The sequence below is a fragment of the Corynebacterium glyciniphilum AJ 3170 genome (assembly GCF_007673095.1).
In the GTDB taxonomy this organism is placed as follows: domain Bacteria; phylum Actinomycetota; class Actinomycetes; order Mycobacteriales; family Mycobacteriaceae; genus Corynebacterium.
This window is the reverse complement of sequence record NZ_VDYZ01000005.1, coordinates 76,956-95,520: the sequence shown is the minus strand read 5'-3', so window position 1 is coordinate 95,520 and position 18,565 is coordinate 76,956. Positions and strand designations below refer to the sequence as shown.

The window sequence follows — 18,565 nt, the reverse complement described above, 5'->3', positions numbered from 1 at the left end:
CGTTTGTCACGTGCTCCCCGCGTCAGCGGGGATGAGCCGACCCCCTGGCCGAGTCCGGCGAGGGGGTGTGGAGTGCTCCCCGCGCCAGCGGGGATGAGCCCACCGTGCTCAACCGGGTCAGGAAGTTCGAGGTGCTGCTCCCCGCGCCAGCGGGGTTAAACCCAAGCACCAACTCAATCGTCCAGAACAGCCCAGCACGATGCACCGCTCCCACCACCAGATGCCCTGGAAGACACACAGTTTGCACTCGGCCTTGCGCTACGGACGATGCGATGAAAGCGGCGGGACGCTGTCCAGCTAGGATGGCGAAGTTCCGGCCTGCCACCCGTCATTCTCAGGGGGCAGGCTTTCTGACGTCGAACGACTAGTCGAACATTCCAGGAGGTCATGTGGAGTACACCCCGTTCACGCTGCTGACAGATGTCGGTTGGATATCGCTGCTACTGGTCATAGGCAATCTACTGCGCCGGCATGTGCCGGTCTTCCGGTCACTTCTGCTGCCCAGTCCCATCACCGCCGGCCTGCTGGGCCTCCTGTTCGGTCCACAGGTCCTCGGTCTCATCGGGCTGTCGGACGCCATGGGGGACTACACCACGTTGCTGATCGCGCTCGTCTTCGCCGCCATGCCCTACTCGATGCGTTTCGACCGGTCGGTGCGGCGTGGTGCCAAGACAATGTGGTCGTTCTCGACCGCGATGTTCCTGGGACAGTGGGGTGTGTTCATCCTCCTGGGGGTCATACTCTTCCAGCCGGTCTGGGGGACGGAGGACTGGTTCGGCATGATGTTGCCCGTCGGGTTCGTCGGAGGATTCGGGACCGCGGCGGCGGTAGGCTCGTCGCTGGAAGCCGCCGGCGCGACAGCAGCGAGTTCGCTGGGCTTCACCTCGGCGACAGTGGGGACCCTTGCCGCAATCGTCGGTGGCATCATCATCGCGAACTGGGGTATCCGCAAGGGGAAGACAACCGAACTTCCGGCCGCGCTGCCGTGGGACCTCCGGTCCGGTTTCATCGACAAGGTCAGTGAGCGCCCCTCCATCGGGAGAGCAACGACGAACCCCTCGTCGATCGAGCCGTTGGCGCTGCACCTCGGCGTGCTGGTACTCACCGTGATGGCAGCCCACTACATCAACCAGGGGATCTCGCGTCTGTTCCCTGATGTGTCGGTACCACTGTTCGCGATGTCGTTCGTCGTCGGCGTGATCGGTCAACTGCTGCTGCGTGCCGTCCGCAAGCCGACCTACCTCGACAAAGACACCGTCACCTCGATCTCCGGTGCATCCACGGACTATCTGATCGCCTTCGGCATCGCTTCGATCGTGCCGGCAGCGATCGCCGACTACTGGGTCCCGTTGGTCATCCTCTTCGTGCTCGGCACCGCGTACTGCGCGTTCTTCTGCTGTGTCGTCGCGCCGCGCTACTTCGGCGAGCACTGGGTGGAACGGGGCCTGTTCGGATGGGGCTGGGCCACCGCTGCGGTGGCCACCGGCATCGCATTACTGAAGATCGTGGATCCGAAGATGAAATCCGGAACGATGAACGAATACGGAGTGGCCTACATCGGATTCGCCCCGTTCGAAATCGGTATGACGATCATCGCACCGATGGCGGTCATCGCCGGCTGGACGATGGGGTTAGGCGCCGCCGCGCTTGTGCTTGCTGCGGCGATTCTTGCCGCGCCGTGGGTGTTCCGCTGGCTACCCCACCACCAGTAAGGTAATACGAATGAGAATCACCGGAGCGGTACTCGAAGACATCGGTCGCGAACGTCCCTACGCCGTGTCACAACCGATCACCGTCAGCGACCTCGACCTCGACTCGCCCGGCCCCACCGAGGTCCTGGTCAGAATCGAAGCCGCCGGGCTGTGCCATTCCGACCTCTCCGTCGTTGACGGCAACCGGCCACGGCCCGTGCCCATGCTGCTCGGGCACGAGGCCGCGGGAATCGTCGTCGACACCGGCTCTGAAGTCGACGACCTGGAACCGGGCGAGCGCGTCACCATGGCCTTCCTCCCCCGGTGCGGGGAGTGCGACGGCTGCAGGACGGACGGACGTCTGCCCTGCGAACGTGGCTCCGCCTCGAATACCGCAGGCACGCTGCTACACGGCACACGCCGCCTGCACCGTGACGGTGAGGCCGTCCAACACCACCTGGGCGTGTCCGGGTTCGCCACCCACGCCGTCATCGACCGTGCCTCCCTGGTGAAGATCGGCAATGACGTCCCCCCGGAGGTCGCGGCAGTCCTCGGATGTGCCGTTCTGACCGGCGGAGGTGCACTGCTCAACGCCGTCCAACGGGGGAGCCACGAGTCCGTCATGGTCGTCGGCCTGGGTGGCGTGGGCATCTCCGCCCTGATCTCGGCGGTCGCAGAGGACAAGGGTGACGTCATCGCCGTCGACGCCCTGCCCGAGAAACTGGAACTCGCCAAGGAACTCGGGGCCACATCGGTCTACACCCCTGCCGAGGTCGCGGAGCAGGACATCAAGGCTGACCACGCGCTGGAATGCGCCGGGCACCCCAAGGCCTTCGAGACCGCCTTCGCCGCGACGAAGCCGGGCGGACGCACCGTCACCGTCGGCCTCCCCCACCCCGAGGCGAAGTCCGGGATCCCCACGGCAGTCGTCACCGGCGAGGCACGCACCATCATCGGCAGCTACCTCGGCTCAGCGGTGCCCCAGCGCGACATCCCCACGTTCGCCAACTGGTGGCTTTCCGGCAAACTGCCGGTGGAGAAACTGATCTCCCGGACCATCCGTCTCGATCAGATCAATGAAGCGATGGATGAACTCGCTGACGGGCGGGCTGTCCGCCAGGTCATCCTCTTCGACTGAGAACCGGTCACACCAGTCACATCGACGGCGGGGTGTGCAGCGACGGGTGGCTGGTCAAGGACCCCAGTACACGCATGCACCGCTCAGTCATCTGCTGCGCCGTCTGCTCCGGGTGATCCGCCCACCAGGACACCGTCGATGACACGATGGCGAACCACCAGGTCAGCAGGAGAGAATGGTCGTCGCCGTCCTCAGGAGCCGTCAAGCCCGCGGGCTCTTCCGCTGTGGCCGTCCCAAGTACGTCTGCCACACCCTGTGAACCCATCGCGTTGAGGGCCTTCTGGTGGACACGTGCCCGGTCGTGAGCCTCGCCGGGACGTGGCAGAGTGGGATCGTAGATGACCTGCCAGTCCTCGATGTGACCGTCGAGTGCGGTGAAGATCGCTGTGAGAGTCGTCAGCGCGCGTACCGGCCCGGGCGCCGACTGTGCTTCAGCCACAGCCGGCAGGAGGCGGTTCGCAGCACGTTCCAGACAGGCGGCGTGCAGGCCGTCCCTCGACCCGAAGTACGTGTAGACCAGTGGTTTCGAGACCCCGGCGGCGACAGCGATGTCGGCGACCGAGGCTGCGGCGTAGCCCCTACGACCGAATTCGGCGGTAGCTACGTCAAGGATCTGTTGCTCACGTTCTTCCCGGGGGACGCCCTTCGTCCCCGCCCTGCTCCCTGTGCTCATGAGTGTTTCTGGTCAATCAGAACCCCCGGATTCAGGACACCGGACGGGTCAAGGGTCGACTTGCTCGCCTGCAACGCCCGGGCGAAGGGTTCGGAACGTTGCCGGTCGTACCACGGCCGGTGGTCACGGCCGACCGAGTGATGGTGGGTGATGGTGGACTGGTGATCCACCAGCACCTCCGAGACCGCGGCCTTGATGTGGTCCCACTGCTCCACCGTCCGGCCCCACGTGCCGCCGGCGTAGATACCGAAATATGGCGCAGGCCCGTCCGGGTAGACATGCGTGAACCTGCAACTCACCACACCGGTGATGCCGAGTTCATCGAAAGCGGACAGTGCCGCGGCATTTACCGCGTCCCGAAGTTCCTCGACCTTGCCCCACGTGCACGAGGTCTCGAACGTCTCCACGATCATCGAGGACTGCGCCAGTGCATCCCGCTGGTAGGGCATGCGGATGAATGAAGACCGCCAGGTGCCTGCTGCCCCGTTACCGCCCTTATCGTCCCGCTTCTGCTCGGAGTCGCTGCTGCGCACGCCGTCAGGTGCCGTCCCTCCGTGGCGCTCACAGATATCCAGCGCCACCGACATCGAGTCGTCCATGGGGCGGGCCGCCGACTCGAAGCCGAGCACCAGCACCCCGCCGGATGTCGGAGTCCCGGCGTTGAGAATGGCTTCTACAGGGTCGAGCAGACGGCAGTTCGCCGGATACAGCCCGGACTGGGCGATCTCACGGGTGGCGTCGACGGCAGCGGAGTAGTCGTCGAAATGGACCGAGGCACCGGTGCGCCACCGGGGACGGTCCTGAAGCCTCACCCAGGCCTCGGTGATCACTCCGAGTGTTCCCTCCGAACCGAGGAACATGCGGTCCTGTGACGGACCAGCTCCGGAACCTGGAAGACGCCAGGACTCCGACGGGCCGACGGGTGTGATCACCCGCATGGATTCGACGAGATCGTCAATGTGTGTGTAGACGGTGGCGAAGTGGCCGCCCGCCCGGGTGGCGAGCCACCCGCCGAGTGTGGAGAACTCGAAAGACTGCGGGAAATGACGCAGGGTCAACCCGTCAGGCCGTAACCCTTCCTCGATGGCTGGACCGAAGGCCCCCGCCTGGATCCGTGCGGCACGGCTGACGGGATCGATCTCGAGGATCTTGTCCATCCTCACCATATCGAGGGAAATGACGGCGGCGTAAGTCTCCTTCAGATCCCTGGGCTCCACTCCCCCGGTCACCGATGAGCCCCCGCCGAACGGGATCAGCGCAATGTTGTTGTCGGTACACCACTGCAGGACGTCGACCACATCCTGCTCGTCATGGGGCCGGACGACGAGGTCGGGGACATTCTCCACCTGCCCGTGCAACATACGGACGACATCGCGGAAGGCCTGCCCGTGGGAATGCGACACGCGGTCTGTGAGATCGTCCGACATGATGTGACGGAGGGGTTCCGGCGCCTGGATCCGGGGAGCAGGCACGTCGAGATCCTCGACGGCTGGCGGTTCATGCTTGCTCAGGTCCGCGTCCGGCAGGAGGAGCCGGACACGGTTCAGCAGTTCTTCTCTCTCATCACCGGTGACAGCGTCTTCGACATTGCCCCAGCCCCACCATGATCGTGTCATCGTCCTGCTCCTTGTCATCGTCGGAAGTGTTTCGCGATATGACCAGAGCGTAATTTACCCAATAGTTAATTTCAAGGGGGAATCGTCTCGTGCTCACGGTGGATCGGCATTGTCGTCGCGGCGTGCGTACTGATCTGGCCAGTACTCCGGTAACTGGGCGACGTCCGGTCTGATCGGGTGGAACTTCGGTGACGGACACCTTCACGATGACCAGCTGGTCGACGCAGTCCAGAAGCGGTGCAACTACGCTCCCGGCGAGATGGCCGTCGTCTACACTGAGTCACAACCCGTCGACCGCAACTACATCGAGTACCGGGTCATGGACACCGCCTTCGGCATCGTGGAACGGCGCACCTACAAAGTCGACGACTCCACCTCCGAGCAACCGTGGCTACCCAACGGACAGATTCCGCACACGGTGACCTGGCGGATGCCCGGCTACGACTTCCCCGGTGTCAGGCCGGTTGCCGACGTGCCCGCTGCAGAACAGGACGCAGAAACGGCCCGTACCCCGTCAGGAAATGAGACGCTGCAACCATGACCAAGGCAACTGTCGTCGGAAGCGGCCCCAACGGACTCGCCGCCGCAGTCACCCTCGCACGCGCCGGCGTCGACGTCACCGTCCTCGAAGCCGCCGACCACCCCGGCGGCGGCACCCGTTCGGGCGAACTCACCCTCCCGGGACTGGTCCACGACCACTGCTCAGGGATCCACCCCCTCGCCGTGGACACCGCCTTCTCGCGGTCGGTTGACCTGGCCGCCCACGGCCTGCGGTGGACGTGGCCGGAAGTGCAGTACGCCCACCCGCTCGACGACGGTGGCGGGGCAGCCGTCCGGCAGGACGTCGACACCACCGCCAGTAGGCTCGGCGCCGACGCCGCCACCTGGCGTGCGGTCTTCGGTCCGCTGTCCCGGAACTTCGCGGAGGTCACAGAAGACTTCCTCCGCCCGATGCTGCACGTTCCGGTCCACCCACTGAAACTGGCGCATTTCGGAGCCTTCGCCGGACTACCCGCCAGCGCCGTCGGGCGCCTGTGGCGCACCCCCGAAGCCCGCGCGCTGTTCTCCGGCACAGCCGCCCACGCCTTCCGACCATTCCGCACCCTGGCGTCCTCGGCGATCGGAGTGGCGCTGGGAACTGCCGCGCACACATTCGGTTGGCCCGCCGCCGTCGGTGGCTCCGCAGCGATCTCCAGCGCCATGGTCGCTGCACTCGAATCGTTCGGAGGGCGGGTCGAGACCGGCGTGCAGGTGCAGTCGTTGGCTGAGCTCTCCGATTCGGAGATCGTCATGCTCGACACATCGCCCCGGGCCGCGGCCCAGATCGCCGGGGAGGCGCTGCACCCGTCAGTCGCCCGGGCACTGACCCGCTACCGGCACGGCCCCGGTGCCTTCGTCACCCACTTCGCCGTCGACGGCGGTGTGCCGTGGCAGCACACGGACTCCCGGCTCGCCGGCACCGTCCACGTCGGAGGCTCCTTCGGGGAGATCGCCGCGGCGGAGGCGCAGGTCCACCGCGGGGTCATGCCGCACAGGCCATTCGTCCTGGTGGCACAGCAGTCGGTGGCGGATACCAGCAGAAACCATGACGGCATTCAGCCCGTCGACGCCTACGCCCACGTCCCCGCCGGGTACACCGGTGACGCGACCGAGGCGATCATCGCCCAGATTGAACGGTTCGCCCCCGGGTTCCGTGACCGGGTCGTCGGGCAGTCCGTGCACAGCGTCCGCGACATCGAAGATCACAACGCCAACTACATCGACGGCGACATCATCACCGGCGCCAATTCGCTGCGCCAACTGCTGTTCCGTCCCCGGATTGCCCTGGATCCCTACCGCACGGGTACACCCGGGATCTACCTGTGTTCAGCTGCCACTCCCCCGGGTGCCGGAGCCCACGGCATGTGCGGATACAACGCCGCCCGTTCCGCACTCGCAGAACTCGGAGTGGCAGAGTGACCACGGATATGCCCGCCGGCACGGACACCACCGACCGCCTCATCCGGCAGGTCGTAGACAGGCTGCGCTCCCGCTTCACGGAGGTCAGTGCAGCGATGAGCGGGTTGATTCTCGATTTTTCCGGCACCCTGGACCTGGCGGAGCTACGACCGCTCCTGAATGACAGCGTGGACGGCAACCTGGATACCGCGCTCCACCTGCTCGTCAACTGCATTCCGGTCGACCACGCCCGCCCCAGCACGGCGGCGATCGAATACGCCTACCGTCTGGCCGAACACGGGATCCCGGCGGACGCGCTGCGCCGTGCGTACCATCTCGGATCCGAGGCGATGAGGCGGGAGTCTTTTGCGGAGGTCCAGCACCTGGACTGCTCACCGGACGAGAAACTGCACGTGTGCCGGATCCTGGGGGCCGCCGCTCTGGGTGAGACCGGGGAATAGCCTGCGTCTGCGGAGAGACCCGCATTGCCCGACTCTGACGGACGGAGCCAACCCGTTTCTGGTCTCACCTTGCCTCCATTCGCCTACGGCCAACAATCCCGCGCTACAGACAAAGAGCACACGTGTGTCCCAGGTCATACTGAGGAAACCATGGACCCGTAGAGCGGAGAACATCACATGAGTGACAAAAACACGTTGAAGAAAGGGCGCCTGGGTACAGCAGCGCTCGTCTTCATGATCATCGCGGCCTCAGCACCGCTCACCGTCCTCGCTGGCGGAGCGCCGACCACATTCGCGGTCTCGGGTCTGCTCGGACTACCCGTGGGCTACCTGGTACTCGGGGGCGCGCTTATCGTTTTCGCGGTCGGTTACTGCGCAATGAGCTCCAGGGTGCACAACGCCGGGGCGTTCTACGCCTACATCTCTGAAGGCCTCGGTCCGCGCCACGGCATCGCTGCCGCGCTCCTGGCACTGGTCGTCTACAACATGCTGCAGGTAGGACTCTACGGACTGTTCGGCTTCTCATTGTCGGCCGCACTCGCCACCTGGACAGGATTCAGTATCCCCTGGTGGGTGGCAGGAGCCGTCGGATGGCTCATCGTCGCACTCATGGGTGTTAGTAACGTCGATCTTTCTGCCAAGGTGCTCGGGGTGCTTGTGTCACTCGAGTTCGTGGTCGTCCTGGTAGTCATGGGCTTTGCACTACTGAACTCGGAGGAAGGGATCAGCGCCGACTCCGTCCTTCCCGAACAGTTCCTCGCTCCAGGAGTGGGCGTACTACTTGCATTCTCCATCGCGGCGTTCATGGGTTTCGAATCCGGAGCAATATACTCGGAGGAATCGAAAGAACCGAGTAGGACAGTTCCGCGCGCGACCTATATCGCGGTCAGCATCATCGCTCTCTTCTACGCATTATCAACCTGGGCGCTCACTATGGGGGTCGGTCCTTCATCGGTTGTCGACGAGTCACGAGAGTATGGTCCCGACCTGGTGTTCGTGTGGCTCGCTGAGTTTTCTCCTCTCCTGTCAGACGTCGTGCATCTCCTGTTCGTCACGAGTATCCTCGCCGCGCTGGTTGCATTCCACAATGCAGCTGCCCGCTACTTCTTCGCCCTCGGACGTTCCGGTGTCCTCCCCCGGCGTTTAGGGGCACCGGGCCGGAACGGGGCGCCGATCGCCGGCTCCGTCACACAATCCGCAATCGGCGTCATCATCGTCGTCGTTTTCGCTGTTGCCGGGCGTGGATCCGAACTGGGAGAGCTCTTCCCGGTCATCACGCTTTTCACGTGGTTCTCGACAGCTGCGGCATTCGGTCTCGTCTTCCTGCTCGCCGTCACTTCATGTGCAGTACTGGTCTGGTTCCGCCGAGATGATCACGGTTTCAGCGTATTCACCCGGGTCATCGCACCAGCGGTATCAGCTCTATCGATGCTGATCGTCGCAATCCTCATCCTCGTCAACTTCGACATCATGATCGGTGAGGAATCTCCCCGCGCAATGGTCTTCATCATGCCCGGCATCATCATCGGCACGGGGATCATCGGTGCACTCTGGTCCCTGCGATTCCCCAACGAGACCGTCGACATGGATGCCCTTCCACACCACCCGGAGACACAACCGGAACCGCTGGAGACGGCGACGGCGTTGAGATGAGCAGCCTCAGGCTCTCACCCCTGAAAAAGTCCGTAGAAGCTCACAAAAAAGGAGAACTCGATGAGCAACAAAGTAGTCGTTGTAGGAGCAGGATTCGCCGGCCTGGTTGCTGCTCGTGAACTGCAGCTCGCAGGGATCGAGGTCGACGTCGTTGAAGCACGCGACCGTATTGGCGGACGTGCATGGACCGATGATCGCATGGGCGCCAAACTCGAACTCGGCGCCACATGGGTGCACTGGCACCAACCGCACATCTGGTCAGAAATCACCCGGTACGGCCAGGGTATCTACTCCAGCCCGCATGTGGACACCGCCTACTGGCTCAGTGGAGGGACAGTTCACTCCGGTTCCGAAGAAGAGGTCGACCAGAAACGTCTGCGAGCAATGAACAGGATCTACGAAGGGTCACGGGAATTCTTCCCGAACCCCTATGACCAGCTCTCTGCACTGGACGACCCGGACCTCAGAGAAAAGTTCATCGAGGCTGACTGGAAGAGCGTCTTCGACGAGCTCTCCGACGGAGACTTCTCACAAGAGGAGATTGACCTGACCGACGCATACTGGTCCGGTGGGTTCATCGGAGAACCGCGGGAAGGTTCGTCGTTGATGGCCAAGCAATGGGCTGCCCTGTGCGACCATAATATGGCCGCCGTGGATGCTCAGACTCTCGGATACAAACTGAACAATGGAATGAGTGGCCTCTACGAAGGCATCGCCGGCGATCTGAAGTCCCCGGTCCGACTATCAACACCGGTTTCCAGCGTCGCCCACACAACATCCGGCGCGACGGTCACGCTCTCGAACGGAGAGAAGATCCCGTGCGACGCAGTCATCATGACAGTTCCGGTAGGAGCCCTGGGAACCGTGGAGTTCGATCCCCCACTTCCTGAAAAGATGAGCAAGGTCGTCGACGAGAAATGGAACTCCACAGGAGCGAAGATCTGGATCAAAGTTAAAGGACATCACAACGTCATGGGTATGGCCCCGCAACCGGCGCCGATCAACATGCTGCGGTCGGAGGTCTTCACCGATGACTCCACCATTATCGTCGGATTCGGTGCGTACCATGACAAGCTCGACCTCGATGACCCCGTCTGTGGTCAGCAGGTCATCAACCACTGGCTTCCCGAACTGGAAGTCACCGAGTGCACCGGCCATGACTGGGTGTCCGACCAGTGGAGTGGACAAGCGTGGGCTACACCCCGCAAGGGACAGTTCACCGACAGTTGGCACCACTTCCGGAACACAGGCACGCGTCTCCACTTCGCGGGGTCCGACTGGGCGAACGGGTGGCGGGGCGTATGCGTTGACGGAGCACTGGAAATGGGAGTGTCGACGGCCCGAGATGTTATACGCGAGCTCAGCTGAGCGTCACCGGTGCAACCGCGTGCGGTACGCACGCGGTGACTCACCATACTCGGAACGGAATGCCTTGGAGACGTGTGAGGCATCGAAAAGACCGTGACGGGCACTGATCGCCTGGACCGTCTCACCCCGCAATTGCGGGTCAGCCAGATCGGAGTGGATCGCGCTCAGCCGCCGGGAGCGGATATAGGAGGCAACAGTGAGTTGTTGTTCGGCAAAGTGGGTGTGGAGGCTCCGGACCGAGACATACAGTTCACGCGCAACTGTGCCCGGCGACAACTCCGGATCCGCCAAGTTGGCATCGATGAAGTTCACGGCGCGACAAAAAACAGCGGAGGGTGTGGCGTGTCCCGTCGTATTACTCCCGCCACGCTGTGCGTGATCAGCAAGCACCGTAACCAAGACGTCGAGTGACGACCGGACAAGAGACTGGCCGTGTACTCCACGGAGCTCATCAAGATTTCCCGCCAACTGCCGGAACAACGGCACCGCAACTTTTCCCAACCCATCATCATGGGAGATCGGTGTTGCCGTGACAGTCTCGATCTCATCATCCCTCAGTTGGATGTAGGACCGGGGGAAGAACACCACGAGGCTGCGCTGCCGTTCCGGGAACTCCAGGTGATACTCCCGTTCCCCGGTGTAGAGTGCAAGATCACCTGGACGCAGTTCACAGGCCCGACCATCCTGCGACAATAGACAGCGTCCTTCCAACTGGAGGCTGAGCTTGCACATGGGACCCCCTCGCCCCTCCCCTCCCGGCGGATGAACGGGCCCGACAGCAGTGATGTCCGGATGACCGACGGTATGGGCATCGGTGAGCATGTCGAAGAGTTCTACGTCTCCGAGGTGCAGATGTCGTGCTTGCGCAGTAAAACCTGGGGAGGGGCTGCTCACCCGGATGCCGCTGAAGTTGCGGGTGATCAATTCCGTCCACTGCATGAAATCGTGTGATCGTGTCGTCTCCACGCCGGTCGTCATGTCTTCCTCCTGCTGCGGGGCGTCTGCGTCCAGGTACGTCGTTCCGGACACCTTTAACCCTAAAACGACCGACGTACACTGCAGAACAAAAAGCCTGCACAATAAAGCAATTCCTTAGTCTGTCCGCGCGGCACAATGGACTCCACCACACGGTTAGACAAAAAGCCACAGTGGCCGTCCCGAAAAATCCCGCACTGACTTGAGAAGGATTGGACATGTACACAGACCTACTGGACGCCGTCGGAACCGATGCTGCCGAGGGCCGGGGAATCCCCGACCCCGCCACCGGCGAGGTCATCGGCTACGCACCCCAGAAAACATCAGGTGACATGGATACGGCTGTGGCAGCAGCGAAAGCAGCCCAACCCGCATGGGCCGCCCTGGGGCATGATGAACGTTCACGACTCCTCGTAGCCGCTGCCGCGGCCGTTGACGGGCGAGCTGAGGACCTCGCCCAGCTCCTTACGCGGGAATCCGGGAAACCACTCAACGGCCCGAATGCCCGTATGGAGGTCGGGATGTGCAGTGACTGGCTGCGCGCGACCGCCGGTTTCGATACGCCGCAGGACACCCTTGTCGATGACGACGACGCCCGCGCCACCATGTCGTATGAGCCTATCGGTGTCGTGGGGGCGATCGGCCCCTGGAACTGGCCCCTGATGATCACCGTATGGCAGTTCGCGGCCGCGCTGCGCATGGGCAACACCGCTGTGGTGAAGCCATCGGAATACACTCCCCTCAGTGTTCTGTCACTCGTTCACGTCATCAATGATGTCCTCCCGGAGGGGGTATTGCAGGTGGTCTCGGGAGACCGTGAGGCCGGCGCCCGGCTGAGCGAGCATCCTGACATCGGAAAGATCATGTTCACCGGCTCCATCGCCACCGGTCGAGCCATCGCCGCAGCCAGCTCATCGACCCTCAAACGGCTCACTCTGGAACTCGGCGGCAACGACCCCGCGATCATCCTGGACGACTGCGATCCGAAGGCGATCGCTGAGGACCTCTTCTGGGGAGCGTTCATCAACACCGGTCAGACCTGCGCAGCGGTAAAGCGGGTATACGCGGTAGCTCCTGTCTACGACGAACTCTGCACAGCCCTGGCAGACATCGCTGCGGCCGTTCCGATGGGCCCCGGTACCGACGAAAACAATGTACTCGGGCCTCTGCAGAACCCGACGCAATATCACATCGTGTCTGACCTGGTCGATGCCGCACGTAACAGTGGCGCGCGGATTCTGACTGGCGGTGACCCAGTGGACGGGCCCGGAAACTTCTATCCGGCGACCATCGTCACGGACATATCCGCGGATAACCCGTTGGTCACCGAAGAGCAGTTCGGCCCTGCACTGCCGATCGTCCGTGTCAAGGACGTCGATGAGGCAGTCGACCTTGCGAATTCACTCGACGTAGGTTTGGGGGCGTCCGTGTGGTCCGCAGACCGCGACCGGGCACTGGAAGTCGCCCGTCGGGTCCACGCCGGCACCGTCTGGATCAACGGCCATGCGAAACCCGACCCGCGGATCCCCTTCGGTGGGATCAAACAGTCCGGCTACGGACTGGAGTTCGGAGCCGAGGGTCTGAAGGCGGTCGCCGTACCCAAGGTGTACAACGGCTGACCAACGGGCCGTGACCTCCGGCCCCGACCACTGTTCACAACCGGACTTCCACCCTCAGGTTGTCGGAGTTCATCTCCGACAGGCGGACGCATGGAGCATCGAGCTGTTCCGCCAAGGAATACGCCAGTTCCTTTCTCACCTTCATCCTGCCTTCGCAGTCGATGACGAGATTTCCCGACAGCCCGGCACGGACGATACGCCGACACGCAGTGACGATCCCCGGTGCCCCGGTGTCGGAGGTATCCTCGCCATCTGTCATCACCACCAGAAGGGCACGGCGTCCCGGTTCACGACGGTGTTCCCGCTCCAGAAGATCCAGGGCCATCAACAAACCTTCGGCCAGTGGAGTACGACCTCCGACCGGCATGGTGTCCAGCATGCGCCTTGCAACGTCCACCGAGCCGGTCGGTGCAAGCACCAACGTCGGACGTCCACCGTTGACGGCGATGACGGCAACCTTGTCCCGTCGTTGGTACGCGTCGGTGAGCATAGAGGTCACCGCCCCAGTGACAGCGCGGACCCGTGACCGGGCAGACATCGACCCGGAGGTATCAACGACGAACACGATGAGGTTGGATTCCCGTCCTCGTCGCAACGACCCCCTCAGGTCATCGGTGTGGAACTCGACGAGGCCGTCTCTCACCTCGGTACCCCGCTCAGCAGCAGCCATGAGCGTACCCAACAGGTTTATCCCGTGCCCAGCTGTTACGGCACGGATATCGGCACCGTGGGGCGTAAGTGCCAGCGAGCGACGACCAGTAGGGGCGTCCTCATGTCCGGTACGGTCCAGACGAAACCTCCGCGGAGCGAAAGGGTTCGCCGGTGCCGGCGGTACCTGCCTTCCCGGTCGACTGGGGGCCCGCCTGAGAAGCACCCTGCATCGCCTGGTCATCAGAGGGGAGCTCACTGTCCACCAGTACCTCGGCACCGGTTTCCTCATCGGTGGATTCGCTGGCCGGTCCTCCATCATCATTCTCTTCGAAGACCCGCCGCGCCTCCTCGAGAGTTTCACGGACTTCCCGTTCCTCCATCTCCGGTGCCTCGAACGGTTGCCGACGGCGGCGATGCGGCAAGGCAAGCCGCGCGGCAACATCAATGTCGATGTCGAGCACCCGTCGCCGTCCCTCCCACGCTGCATGAGCAACGGCGGTGCGGGTGATCACAAGATCTGCGCGCATGCCGTCGACCTCGATCCTGGAGCACAACCAGGCGATGTGGTTCAGCACCGCGTCCGGCAGAACGACCTCACCGATGAGGCGGCGGGCCCGGCTGATCCTGTCTGCGATACGCCGGTCCTCTCCTTCCCACTGCGCCACCATTGCATGCGGGTCATCTTCGAATGCGAGTCGCCGACGAATGATCTCCACCCGCGTCTCCGGCCGCGTTGATGCGGCGACGTCCACAGCCAGGCCGAACCGATCCAGCAACTGGGGCCGTAGTTCCCCCTCCTCAGGATTCATGGTGCCGACCAGGACGAAACTCGCCGGCGAGCTGTGGGAGATTCCGTCACGCTCTACAGTCACCCTCCCCGAGGCAGCAGCATCCAACAACGCATCCACAAGATGATCCGCCAGCAGATTCACCTCATCGACATAAAGAACCCCACCGTGGGCCTGCGCCAGCAATCCAGGCCGGTATTCCGCTCTGCCGGTGGTGAGAACCGTCTCCATGTCGAGGGAACCGACGACACGGTCCTCTGTGGCACCGACAGGGAGATTCACCAGAGGTGCGTCACCCAGCAGAGACGCGAAGGCGCGGACTGTGGTGGTCTTAGCGGTCCCCTTCTCCCCTCTGACAACCACACCGCCGATACGTGGTGAGATCGCGGTGAGGATCAGGGAGAGCCGGAGATCGTCCTGGCCGACGACCGCCGAAAACGGGAACAGTGGTTGAGATGCACCGTCAGTCATTCGTCCGCCCTTCCAGACTCACGAGGCGTAATGTCCGACGGATGGTGCGCCAATGCGGTCACGCTGCAGGACATGTACCGGAACAACGGGAGGTTCCAGAGAATGTCGTGCAGTTCATCAGCATCTGCCACCTCGAACACCGAGTAGTTCGAGTACTCGCCGGCGATCCTCCAGATACTGCGCCACACCCCCCTGCGCTGCAGGTCCTGGGAATACTCCTTCTCGCGAGCGATGGTGTCTGCGGCGACATCAGGATCAAGATCATTCGGAATGGACACGTCCATACGGACGAGGAACAAAGCCATGGTCGGCCTCCTAGTCAGGTCTAGTCGGTTGTACTTCTCACTCACGGGTGAAGCGGTTGATGGCCGACCAGTCCGGTTCAAGGCCGAGCCCGGGGCCGCCCGGCAGGCTGACCTTCCCGTCTGCGTAGACCAGGTCGGTCGTCGTATACGACTCCCGCAACAACATGGGCCCGAAGAGTTCGCTGCCCCAGCTCAACGCAGGGACCGCGCAGGCAAACTGTAGGGACGCCGCCGTACCGAAGGGGCCCTCCAGACTGGTGGCACCGTGACAAGCCAGGCCCGCAGCCTCTGCCACGGCCGCAGTCTTCAACGACTCCCGCAGTCCGCCCAGCTTCGTCGTCTTCACAGCGATGACATCCGCTGCTTCTGCCCTGACGACTGCAAGGGCGTCCGCCGGACTGCACACCGACTCGTCCGCCATCACGGGCACACCAGTACGTCGGGTGATCTCCCGAAGCGTCGCCAGATCATGTGCGGGGGTCGGCTGTTCGAACAGGTCATATCCTGCCTCCGCCAACCGCGGCAGGTGCGTCAGCGCTGTAATCCGGTCCCACCGGGCGTTGACGTCGATCCGCAGCGACACCTTGTGGCCGACCTCGCCCGCGAGTGCGACGAGACGGTCGACGTCACGGGCCGGGGCACCGGCACCCATCTTCAGCTTGAAACTACGATGCCCGTGGGAGGCGATGCGCTCCTCGATCTCAGCGACGGCGGTTTCCACCGGCAAGACACCCAGTGCCCAGGTGACATCGAGGCTGTCTCGGAACCGGCCCCCGAGGAGGTCACGGACGGGCACCCCCAGGGACCGTGCCCATGCATCGTGCATGGCCACATCACACGCGGCTTTGGCGAACCTGGCATTGGCCACAACCTTCTCCATATCGGCGAGGACGCCGGCGAGTTCGTCGACCCGCCGTCCGACCATGACCGGGGTAAGGTAACGGTCCACCAAAGGCTTCATGGTCTCGACACACTCGCCGCCCCACCATGGGCCACCGGGCACGACACCTTCGCCGAAACCGGTGACTCCGTCAGCAGTGGTGACACTCACCAACAGGATCGACTGCTCAGTGGCCGTGGTCGTGGCGAATCCGTGCGGTCGGATCAGCGGGACGTCAAGGATGCGTGTCTCCACCCGCTCAATGGTCAGGCCGGCCGAGGTCACGTGCTCAGTCCTCCTTGTCCAGTGCGAAGCTGTAGTCGACGACGTTCTTGTCCCCTTCGATCTTCGGATCCAGCAGGAGTTCCGGTTTCACGGCGGTGGCGACATCATTCTCAATCCATTTTCCGCCCTTGAAATACAGTTGCGTGGTGATTTCGCGGTAGCCGGGGTGGGTGACCCGCAGGTGCAGATGCGCCGGGCGCCAGGGATGTCCACCGTAGGACTCGACGAACCAGCCGGTCGGACCATCATGCGGAATCATGTAGGGTGCAGGCTGGAGCGTCTTGATCTCATACCGTCCCTGGTCGTCCGCGACGATCGTGCCCCGGAGATTCCACTCGGGGATACCAGGGGCGAACTGGGAATAGTAGCCGTCCTCGTCAGCGTGCCAGAGCTCAAGGTGCGCGCCGGCCAGACCATTTCCGTCAACGTCACTGACTTGTCCCCGGAAGATCAGCGGTGTGGCGGCCTTGTCCTTGTCCCGCATCGGCATCTCACAGTGTGACGGAAGCTCCGGCGCATTCTCCACATAGTACGGGCCTTCAATGGAACCCTTGGTCCCGGTGTACCCGTGGCGGTTGTAGTTGATTTCCTCAATCTCGTGCTCGATGAAGACGTCCAACCACAGCGGCCACTCCCCGTACTCTCCGACGTCAATCATCCACTGTTTGACGACCGCGTATTCGTCGTAGGTCACCTCATGCTTCCGTGCGACGTCCCCAATCGCTCCCAGTAGATCCTTGTAGATCGCATTCGCCCGTTCCCGGGAAGTGTCGGAACTCACCCGATTCTTCTTGAACTTGTCCGTCGCGGCATTTCCGGATCCGTGGGCGGTGGGATTGTCTGTACCCGTAGTCATGGTCTCTCCTCAGTGGTGGTGCAGTTGCAGGTGGAACATTTTCCACTGTGGTCCACGACACAACATCAGTCAATGAAAGGAAATCTCTACACGGAAGCAGGAAACTACTCGACAACACGCTCGTCAGGCGCGAAAAACAGCAGCTCATACGTTACATAATTCTGGTCACGAATTCCCCGACCACGACGAAACCACGATGTTTAGCTACGTAGATCCCTCATGCGGGTAAAGGTTTCCCCACCCCTGTTTTCGACGTCCCACCTGACACGTCACGTCGTGATTTCTTCTGGCGCGAGAACAATATCGAAACGTGCACGGGTCCACTCTCTGTCATCCAGCTGCCGCCCGTCAGGGGTAGGAGTTCCCGGGGGCTGTCTGTGGAAGGTTTTAACCAGCGTTTCTTTCACCCCGAATACCGAATCACCGATATCCAACTGCGGATCCCCCTCGACGAAGATATGGGTCACGAGGGTACGGAGTCCCGGTGCCGTCACCATGAAATGCAGGTGTGCGGCACGCACCGGAGACCGACCGACGGCGCTGAGCATCTTTCCCACTGGCCCGTCATAAGGGATCGGATACGGTACCGGGGTGAGCCCCCAGAACCTGAAACTGCCGTCGTCGTCACTGTAGAGACAGGCCCGGCCCGCCGTCCGACCGTCGCCGTACTGTACGTCGTACAAGCCGTCCTCATCGCACTCCCATACCTCTATCCTGGCGCCTGGCACCGGACGGCCGTCAGTGTCTGTGACCGTCCCCTCGACCCAGGCCGGCTCTCCGACAGCCCCGCCGGAGATGTCACCGCCGAGGACGATCTCGGGGGCATCGTCGACGAAGAAGGGGCCGAACACAGTAGCTTCCGTAGCGTTCCGGTACGCCTCGTTATTGACAGCGATCGTCTGCATTGAAGCTCCGAGCGTGTCGGAGAGCAGAATGAACTCCTGCCGCGACTCATCCGTGATGTGTCCGACAGCAGTGAGAAAGTCAATGGCGTACCTCCACTCATTCTCACTCAACCGGACTTCCCGAATAAACGCGTGGAGGTGACGAACAGCTCCCTCCATGAGCTCACGCAATCGTGGATCGGAACAATTGGAGAAAGAATCGAGGACACGATCAAGCAGATCTTCCTCGACGGCTGTCTGACGCTTGCTGGGGGTACGCCCCGGGTGGCGTTCACTTGTAGTCATGGTGTTC

General features: G+C 62.9%; 16 protein-coding genes, 1 pseudogene and 1 CRISPR repeat array (1 of these 18 running past the window's edge). Of the genes and pseudogenes, 8 read left to right on the top strand and 9 right to left on the bottom strand.

All coding sequences use genetic code 11. The features are described 5' to 3' along the window. Nucleotides 1-162: a CRISPR direct-repeat array (repeat unit 28 nt; unit sequence GTGCTCCCCGCGCCAGCGGGGATGAGCC); it reaches 661 nt to the left of the window's first position. Nucleotides 163-389: 227 nt separating this feature from the next. Both FS507_RS06255 and FS507_RS06250 read left to right on the top strand, forming a co-directional pair. Then, nucleotides 390-1,712, top strand: coding sequence for a sodium/glutamate symporter (locus FS507_RS06255; RefSeq protein WP_145941941.1), 1,323 nt, complete (start codon nucleotides 390-392; stop codon nucleotides 1,710-1,712). A 10-nt stretch (nucleotides 1,713-1,722) separates the two neighbouring features. Continuing rightward, nucleotides 1,723-2,829 (top strand): alcohol dehydrogenase catalytic domain-containing protein, encoded by a 1,107-nt coding sequence (locus FS507_RS06250; RefSeq protein ID WP_145941940.1) that lies wholly within the window; start codon nucleotides 1,723-1,725, stop codon nucleotides 2,827-2,829. A gap of 16 nt (nucleotides 2,830-2,845) precedes the next feature. Here FS507_RS06250 and FS507_RS06245 read toward each other — a convergent pair whose 3' ends face one another. After that, nucleotides 2,846-3,502 (bottom strand): TetR/AcrR family transcriptional regulator, encoded by a 657-nt coding sequence (locus FS507_RS06245; RefSeq protein WP_145941939.1) that lies wholly within the window; start codon nucleotides 3,500-3,502, stop codon nucleotides 2,846-2,848. Beyond that, on the bottom strand, nucleotides 3,499-5,118 hold the full coding sequence (locus FS507_RS06240) for an FAD-binding oxidoreductase (protein ID WP_145941938.1): 1,620 nt from the start codon (nucleotides 5,116-5,118) through the stop codon (nucleotides 3,499-3,501). Before FS507_RS06240 ends, FS507_RS06245 begins: the two co-directional genes overlap by 4 nt. Nucleotides 5,119-5,278: 160 nt before the next feature. Between FS507_RS06240 and FS507_RS06235 the strand changes: the two are divergent. The 5 genes and pseudogenes from FS507_RS06235 to FS507_RS06215 form a co-directional block, all read left to right on the top strand. Next, nucleotides 5,279-5,659: pseudogene (locus FS507_RS06235) on the top strand (DUF3556 domain-containing protein); the annotation flags it as partial. Beyond that, a complete protein-coding gene (locus FS507_RS06230) occupies nucleotides 5,656-7,077 on the top strand; it encodes a phytoene desaturase family protein (protein ID WP_145941936.1) in 1,422 nt (473 codons plus the stop codon). The pseudogene FS507_RS06235 and the gene FS507_RS06230, both read left to right, overlap by 4 nt. After that, nucleotides 7,074-7,517 carry a hypothetical protein gene (locus FS507_RS06225; RefSeq protein ID WP_145941935.1) on the top strand — a complete coding sequence of 148 codons (444 nt, stop codon included), beginning with the start codon at nucleotides 7,074-7,076 and terminating at the stop codon, nucleotides 7,515-7,517. The genes FS507_RS06230 and FS507_RS06225 overlap by 4 nt, the downstream gene beginning before the upstream one ends. Nucleotides 7,518-7,694: 177 nt before the next feature. Beyond that, nucleotides 7,695-9,170, top strand: a complete 1,476-nt coding sequence (locus FS507_RS06220) for an APC family permease (protein WP_145941934.1) — start codon at nucleotides 7,695-7,697, stop codon at nucleotides 9,168-9,170. A 60-nt stretch (nucleotides 9,171-9,230) separates the two neighbouring features. Beyond that, nucleotides 9,231-10,538, top strand: a complete 1,308-nt coding sequence (locus FS507_RS06215) for a flavin monoamine oxidase family protein (RefSeq protein ID WP_145941933.1) — start codon at nucleotides 9,231-9,233, stop codon at nucleotides 10,536-10,538. Between the two features lie 3 nt (nucleotides 10,539-10,541). Here the strand turns inward: FS507_RS06215 and FS507_RS06210 are convergent, their stop codons facing one another. Next, the gene (locus tag FS507_RS06210; protein WP_260853190.1) at nucleotides 10,542-11,567 is read right to left on the bottom strand and encodes a helix-turn-helix domain-containing protein; all 1,026 of its coding nucleotides are present in this window, start codon (nucleotides 11,565-11,567) and stop codon (nucleotides 10,542-10,544) included. A gap of 164 nt (nucleotides 11,568-11,731) precedes the next feature. Between FS507_RS06210 and FS507_RS06205 the strand changes: the two genes are divergently transcribed. After that, nucleotides 11,732-13,132: an aldehyde dehydrogenase family protein gene (locus tag FS507_RS06205; RefSeq protein WP_145941932.1), complete on the top strand. Its 1,401-nt coding sequence runs from the start codon at nucleotides 11,732-11,734 to the stop codon at nucleotides 13,130-13,132. Nucleotides 13,133-13,166: 34 nt separating this feature from the next. Here the strand turns inward: FS507_RS06205 and FS507_RS06200 are convergent, their stop codons facing one another. The 6 genes from FS507_RS06200 to FS507_RS06175 all read right to left on the bottom strand — a co-directional run bounded on the left by FS507_RS06200 (nucleotide 13,167) and on the right by FS507_RS06175 (nucleotide 18,558). Further along, nucleotides 13,167-13,922, bottom strand: a complete 756-nt coding sequence (locus FS507_RS06200) for a vWA domain-containing protein (RefSeq protein WP_145942043.1) — start codon at nucleotides 13,920-13,922, stop codon at nucleotides 13,167-13,169. Then, nucleotides 13,903-15,042, bottom strand: coding sequence for an ATP-binding protein (locus FS507_RS06195; RefSeq protein WP_145941931.1), 1,140 nt, complete (start codon nucleotides 15,040-15,042; stop codon nucleotides 13,903-13,905). Before FS507_RS06195 ends, FS507_RS06200 begins: the two co-directional genes overlap by 20 nt. Further along, the gene (gene catC, locus FS507_RS06190; protein ID WP_145941930.1) at nucleotides 15,039-15,347 is read right to left on the bottom strand and encodes a muconolactone Delta-isomerase; all 309 of its coding nucleotides are present in this window, start codon (nucleotides 15,345-15,347) and stop codon (nucleotides 15,039-15,041) included. The genes FS507_RS06195 and catC overlap by 4 nt, the downstream gene beginning before the upstream one ends. Before the next feature lie 37 nt (nucleotides 15,348-15,384). Further along, the gene (locus tag FS507_RS06185) at nucleotides 15,385-16,512 is read right to left on the bottom strand and encodes a muconate/chloromuconate family cycloisomerase (RefSeq protein WP_145941929.1); all 1,128 of its coding nucleotides are present in this window, start codon (nucleotides 16,510-16,512) and stop codon (nucleotides 15,385-15,387) included. Nucleotides 16,513-16,516: 4 nt separating this feature from the next. Continuing rightward, entirely contained in the window at nucleotides 16,517-17,368 is an 852-nt protein-coding gene (gene catA / locus FS507_RS06180; protein ID WP_145941928.1) for a catechol 1,2-dioxygenase, read from the bottom strand. 269 nt (nucleotides 17,369-17,637) lie between these two features. Further along, the gene (locus FS507_RS06175) at nucleotides 17,638-18,558 is read right to left on the bottom strand and encodes a dioxygenase family protein (RefSeq protein ID WP_145941927.1); all 921 of its coding nucleotides are present in this window, start codon (nucleotides 18,556-18,558) and stop codon (nucleotides 17,638-17,640) included. Nucleotides 18,559-18,565 lie beyond the last annotated feature (7 nt).

What these genes read in the sequence shown, in the direction of transcription:
- FS507_RS06250 (WP_145941940.1), top strand. Translation starts at nt 1,723, where the DNA reads ATGAGAATCACCGGAGCGGTACTCGAAGACATCGGTCGCGAACGTCCC.
- FS507_RS06245 (WP_145941939.1), bottom strand. Translation starts at nt 3,502, where the DNA reads ATGAGCACAGGGAGCAGGGCGGGGACGAAGGGCGTCCCCCGGGAAGAA.
- FS507_RS06240 (WP_145941938.1), bottom strand. Translation starts at nt 5,118, where the DNA reads ATGACACGATCATGGTGGGGCTGGGGCAATGTCGAAGACGCTGTCACC.
- FS507_RS06230 (WP_145941936.1), top strand. Translation starts at nt 5,656, where the DNA reads ATGACCAAGGCAACTGTCGTCGGAAGCGGCCCCAACGGACTCGCCGCC.
- FS507_RS06220 (WP_145941934.1), top strand. Translation starts at nt 7,695, where the DNA reads ATGAGTGACAAAAACACGTTGAAGAAAGGGCGCCTGGGTACAGCAGCG.
- FS507_RS06215 (WP_145941933.1), top strand. Translation starts at nt 9,231, where the DNA reads ATGAGCAACAAAGTAGTCGTTGTAGGAGCAGGATTCGCCGGCCTGGTT.
- FS507_RS06205 (WP_145941932.1), top strand. Translation starts at nt 11,732, where the DNA reads ATGTACACAGACCTACTGGACGCCGTCGGAACCGATGCTGCCGAGGGC.
- FS507_RS06195 (WP_145941931.1), bottom strand. Translation starts at nt 15,042, where the DNA reads ATGACTGACGGTGCATCTCAACCACTGTTCCCGTTTTCGGCGGTCGTC.
- catC (WP_145941930.1), bottom strand. Translation starts at nt 15,347, where the DNA reads ATGGCTTTGTTCCTCGTCCGTATGGACGTGTCCATTCCGAATGATCTT.
- catA (WP_145941928.1), bottom strand. Translation starts at nt 17,368, where the DNA reads ATGACTACGGGTACAGACAATCCCACCGCCCACGGATCCGGAAATGCC.
- FS507_RS06175 (WP_145941927.1), bottom strand. Translation starts at nt 18,558, where the DNA reads ATGACTACAAGTGAACGCCACCCGGGGCGTACCCCCAGCAAGCGTCAG.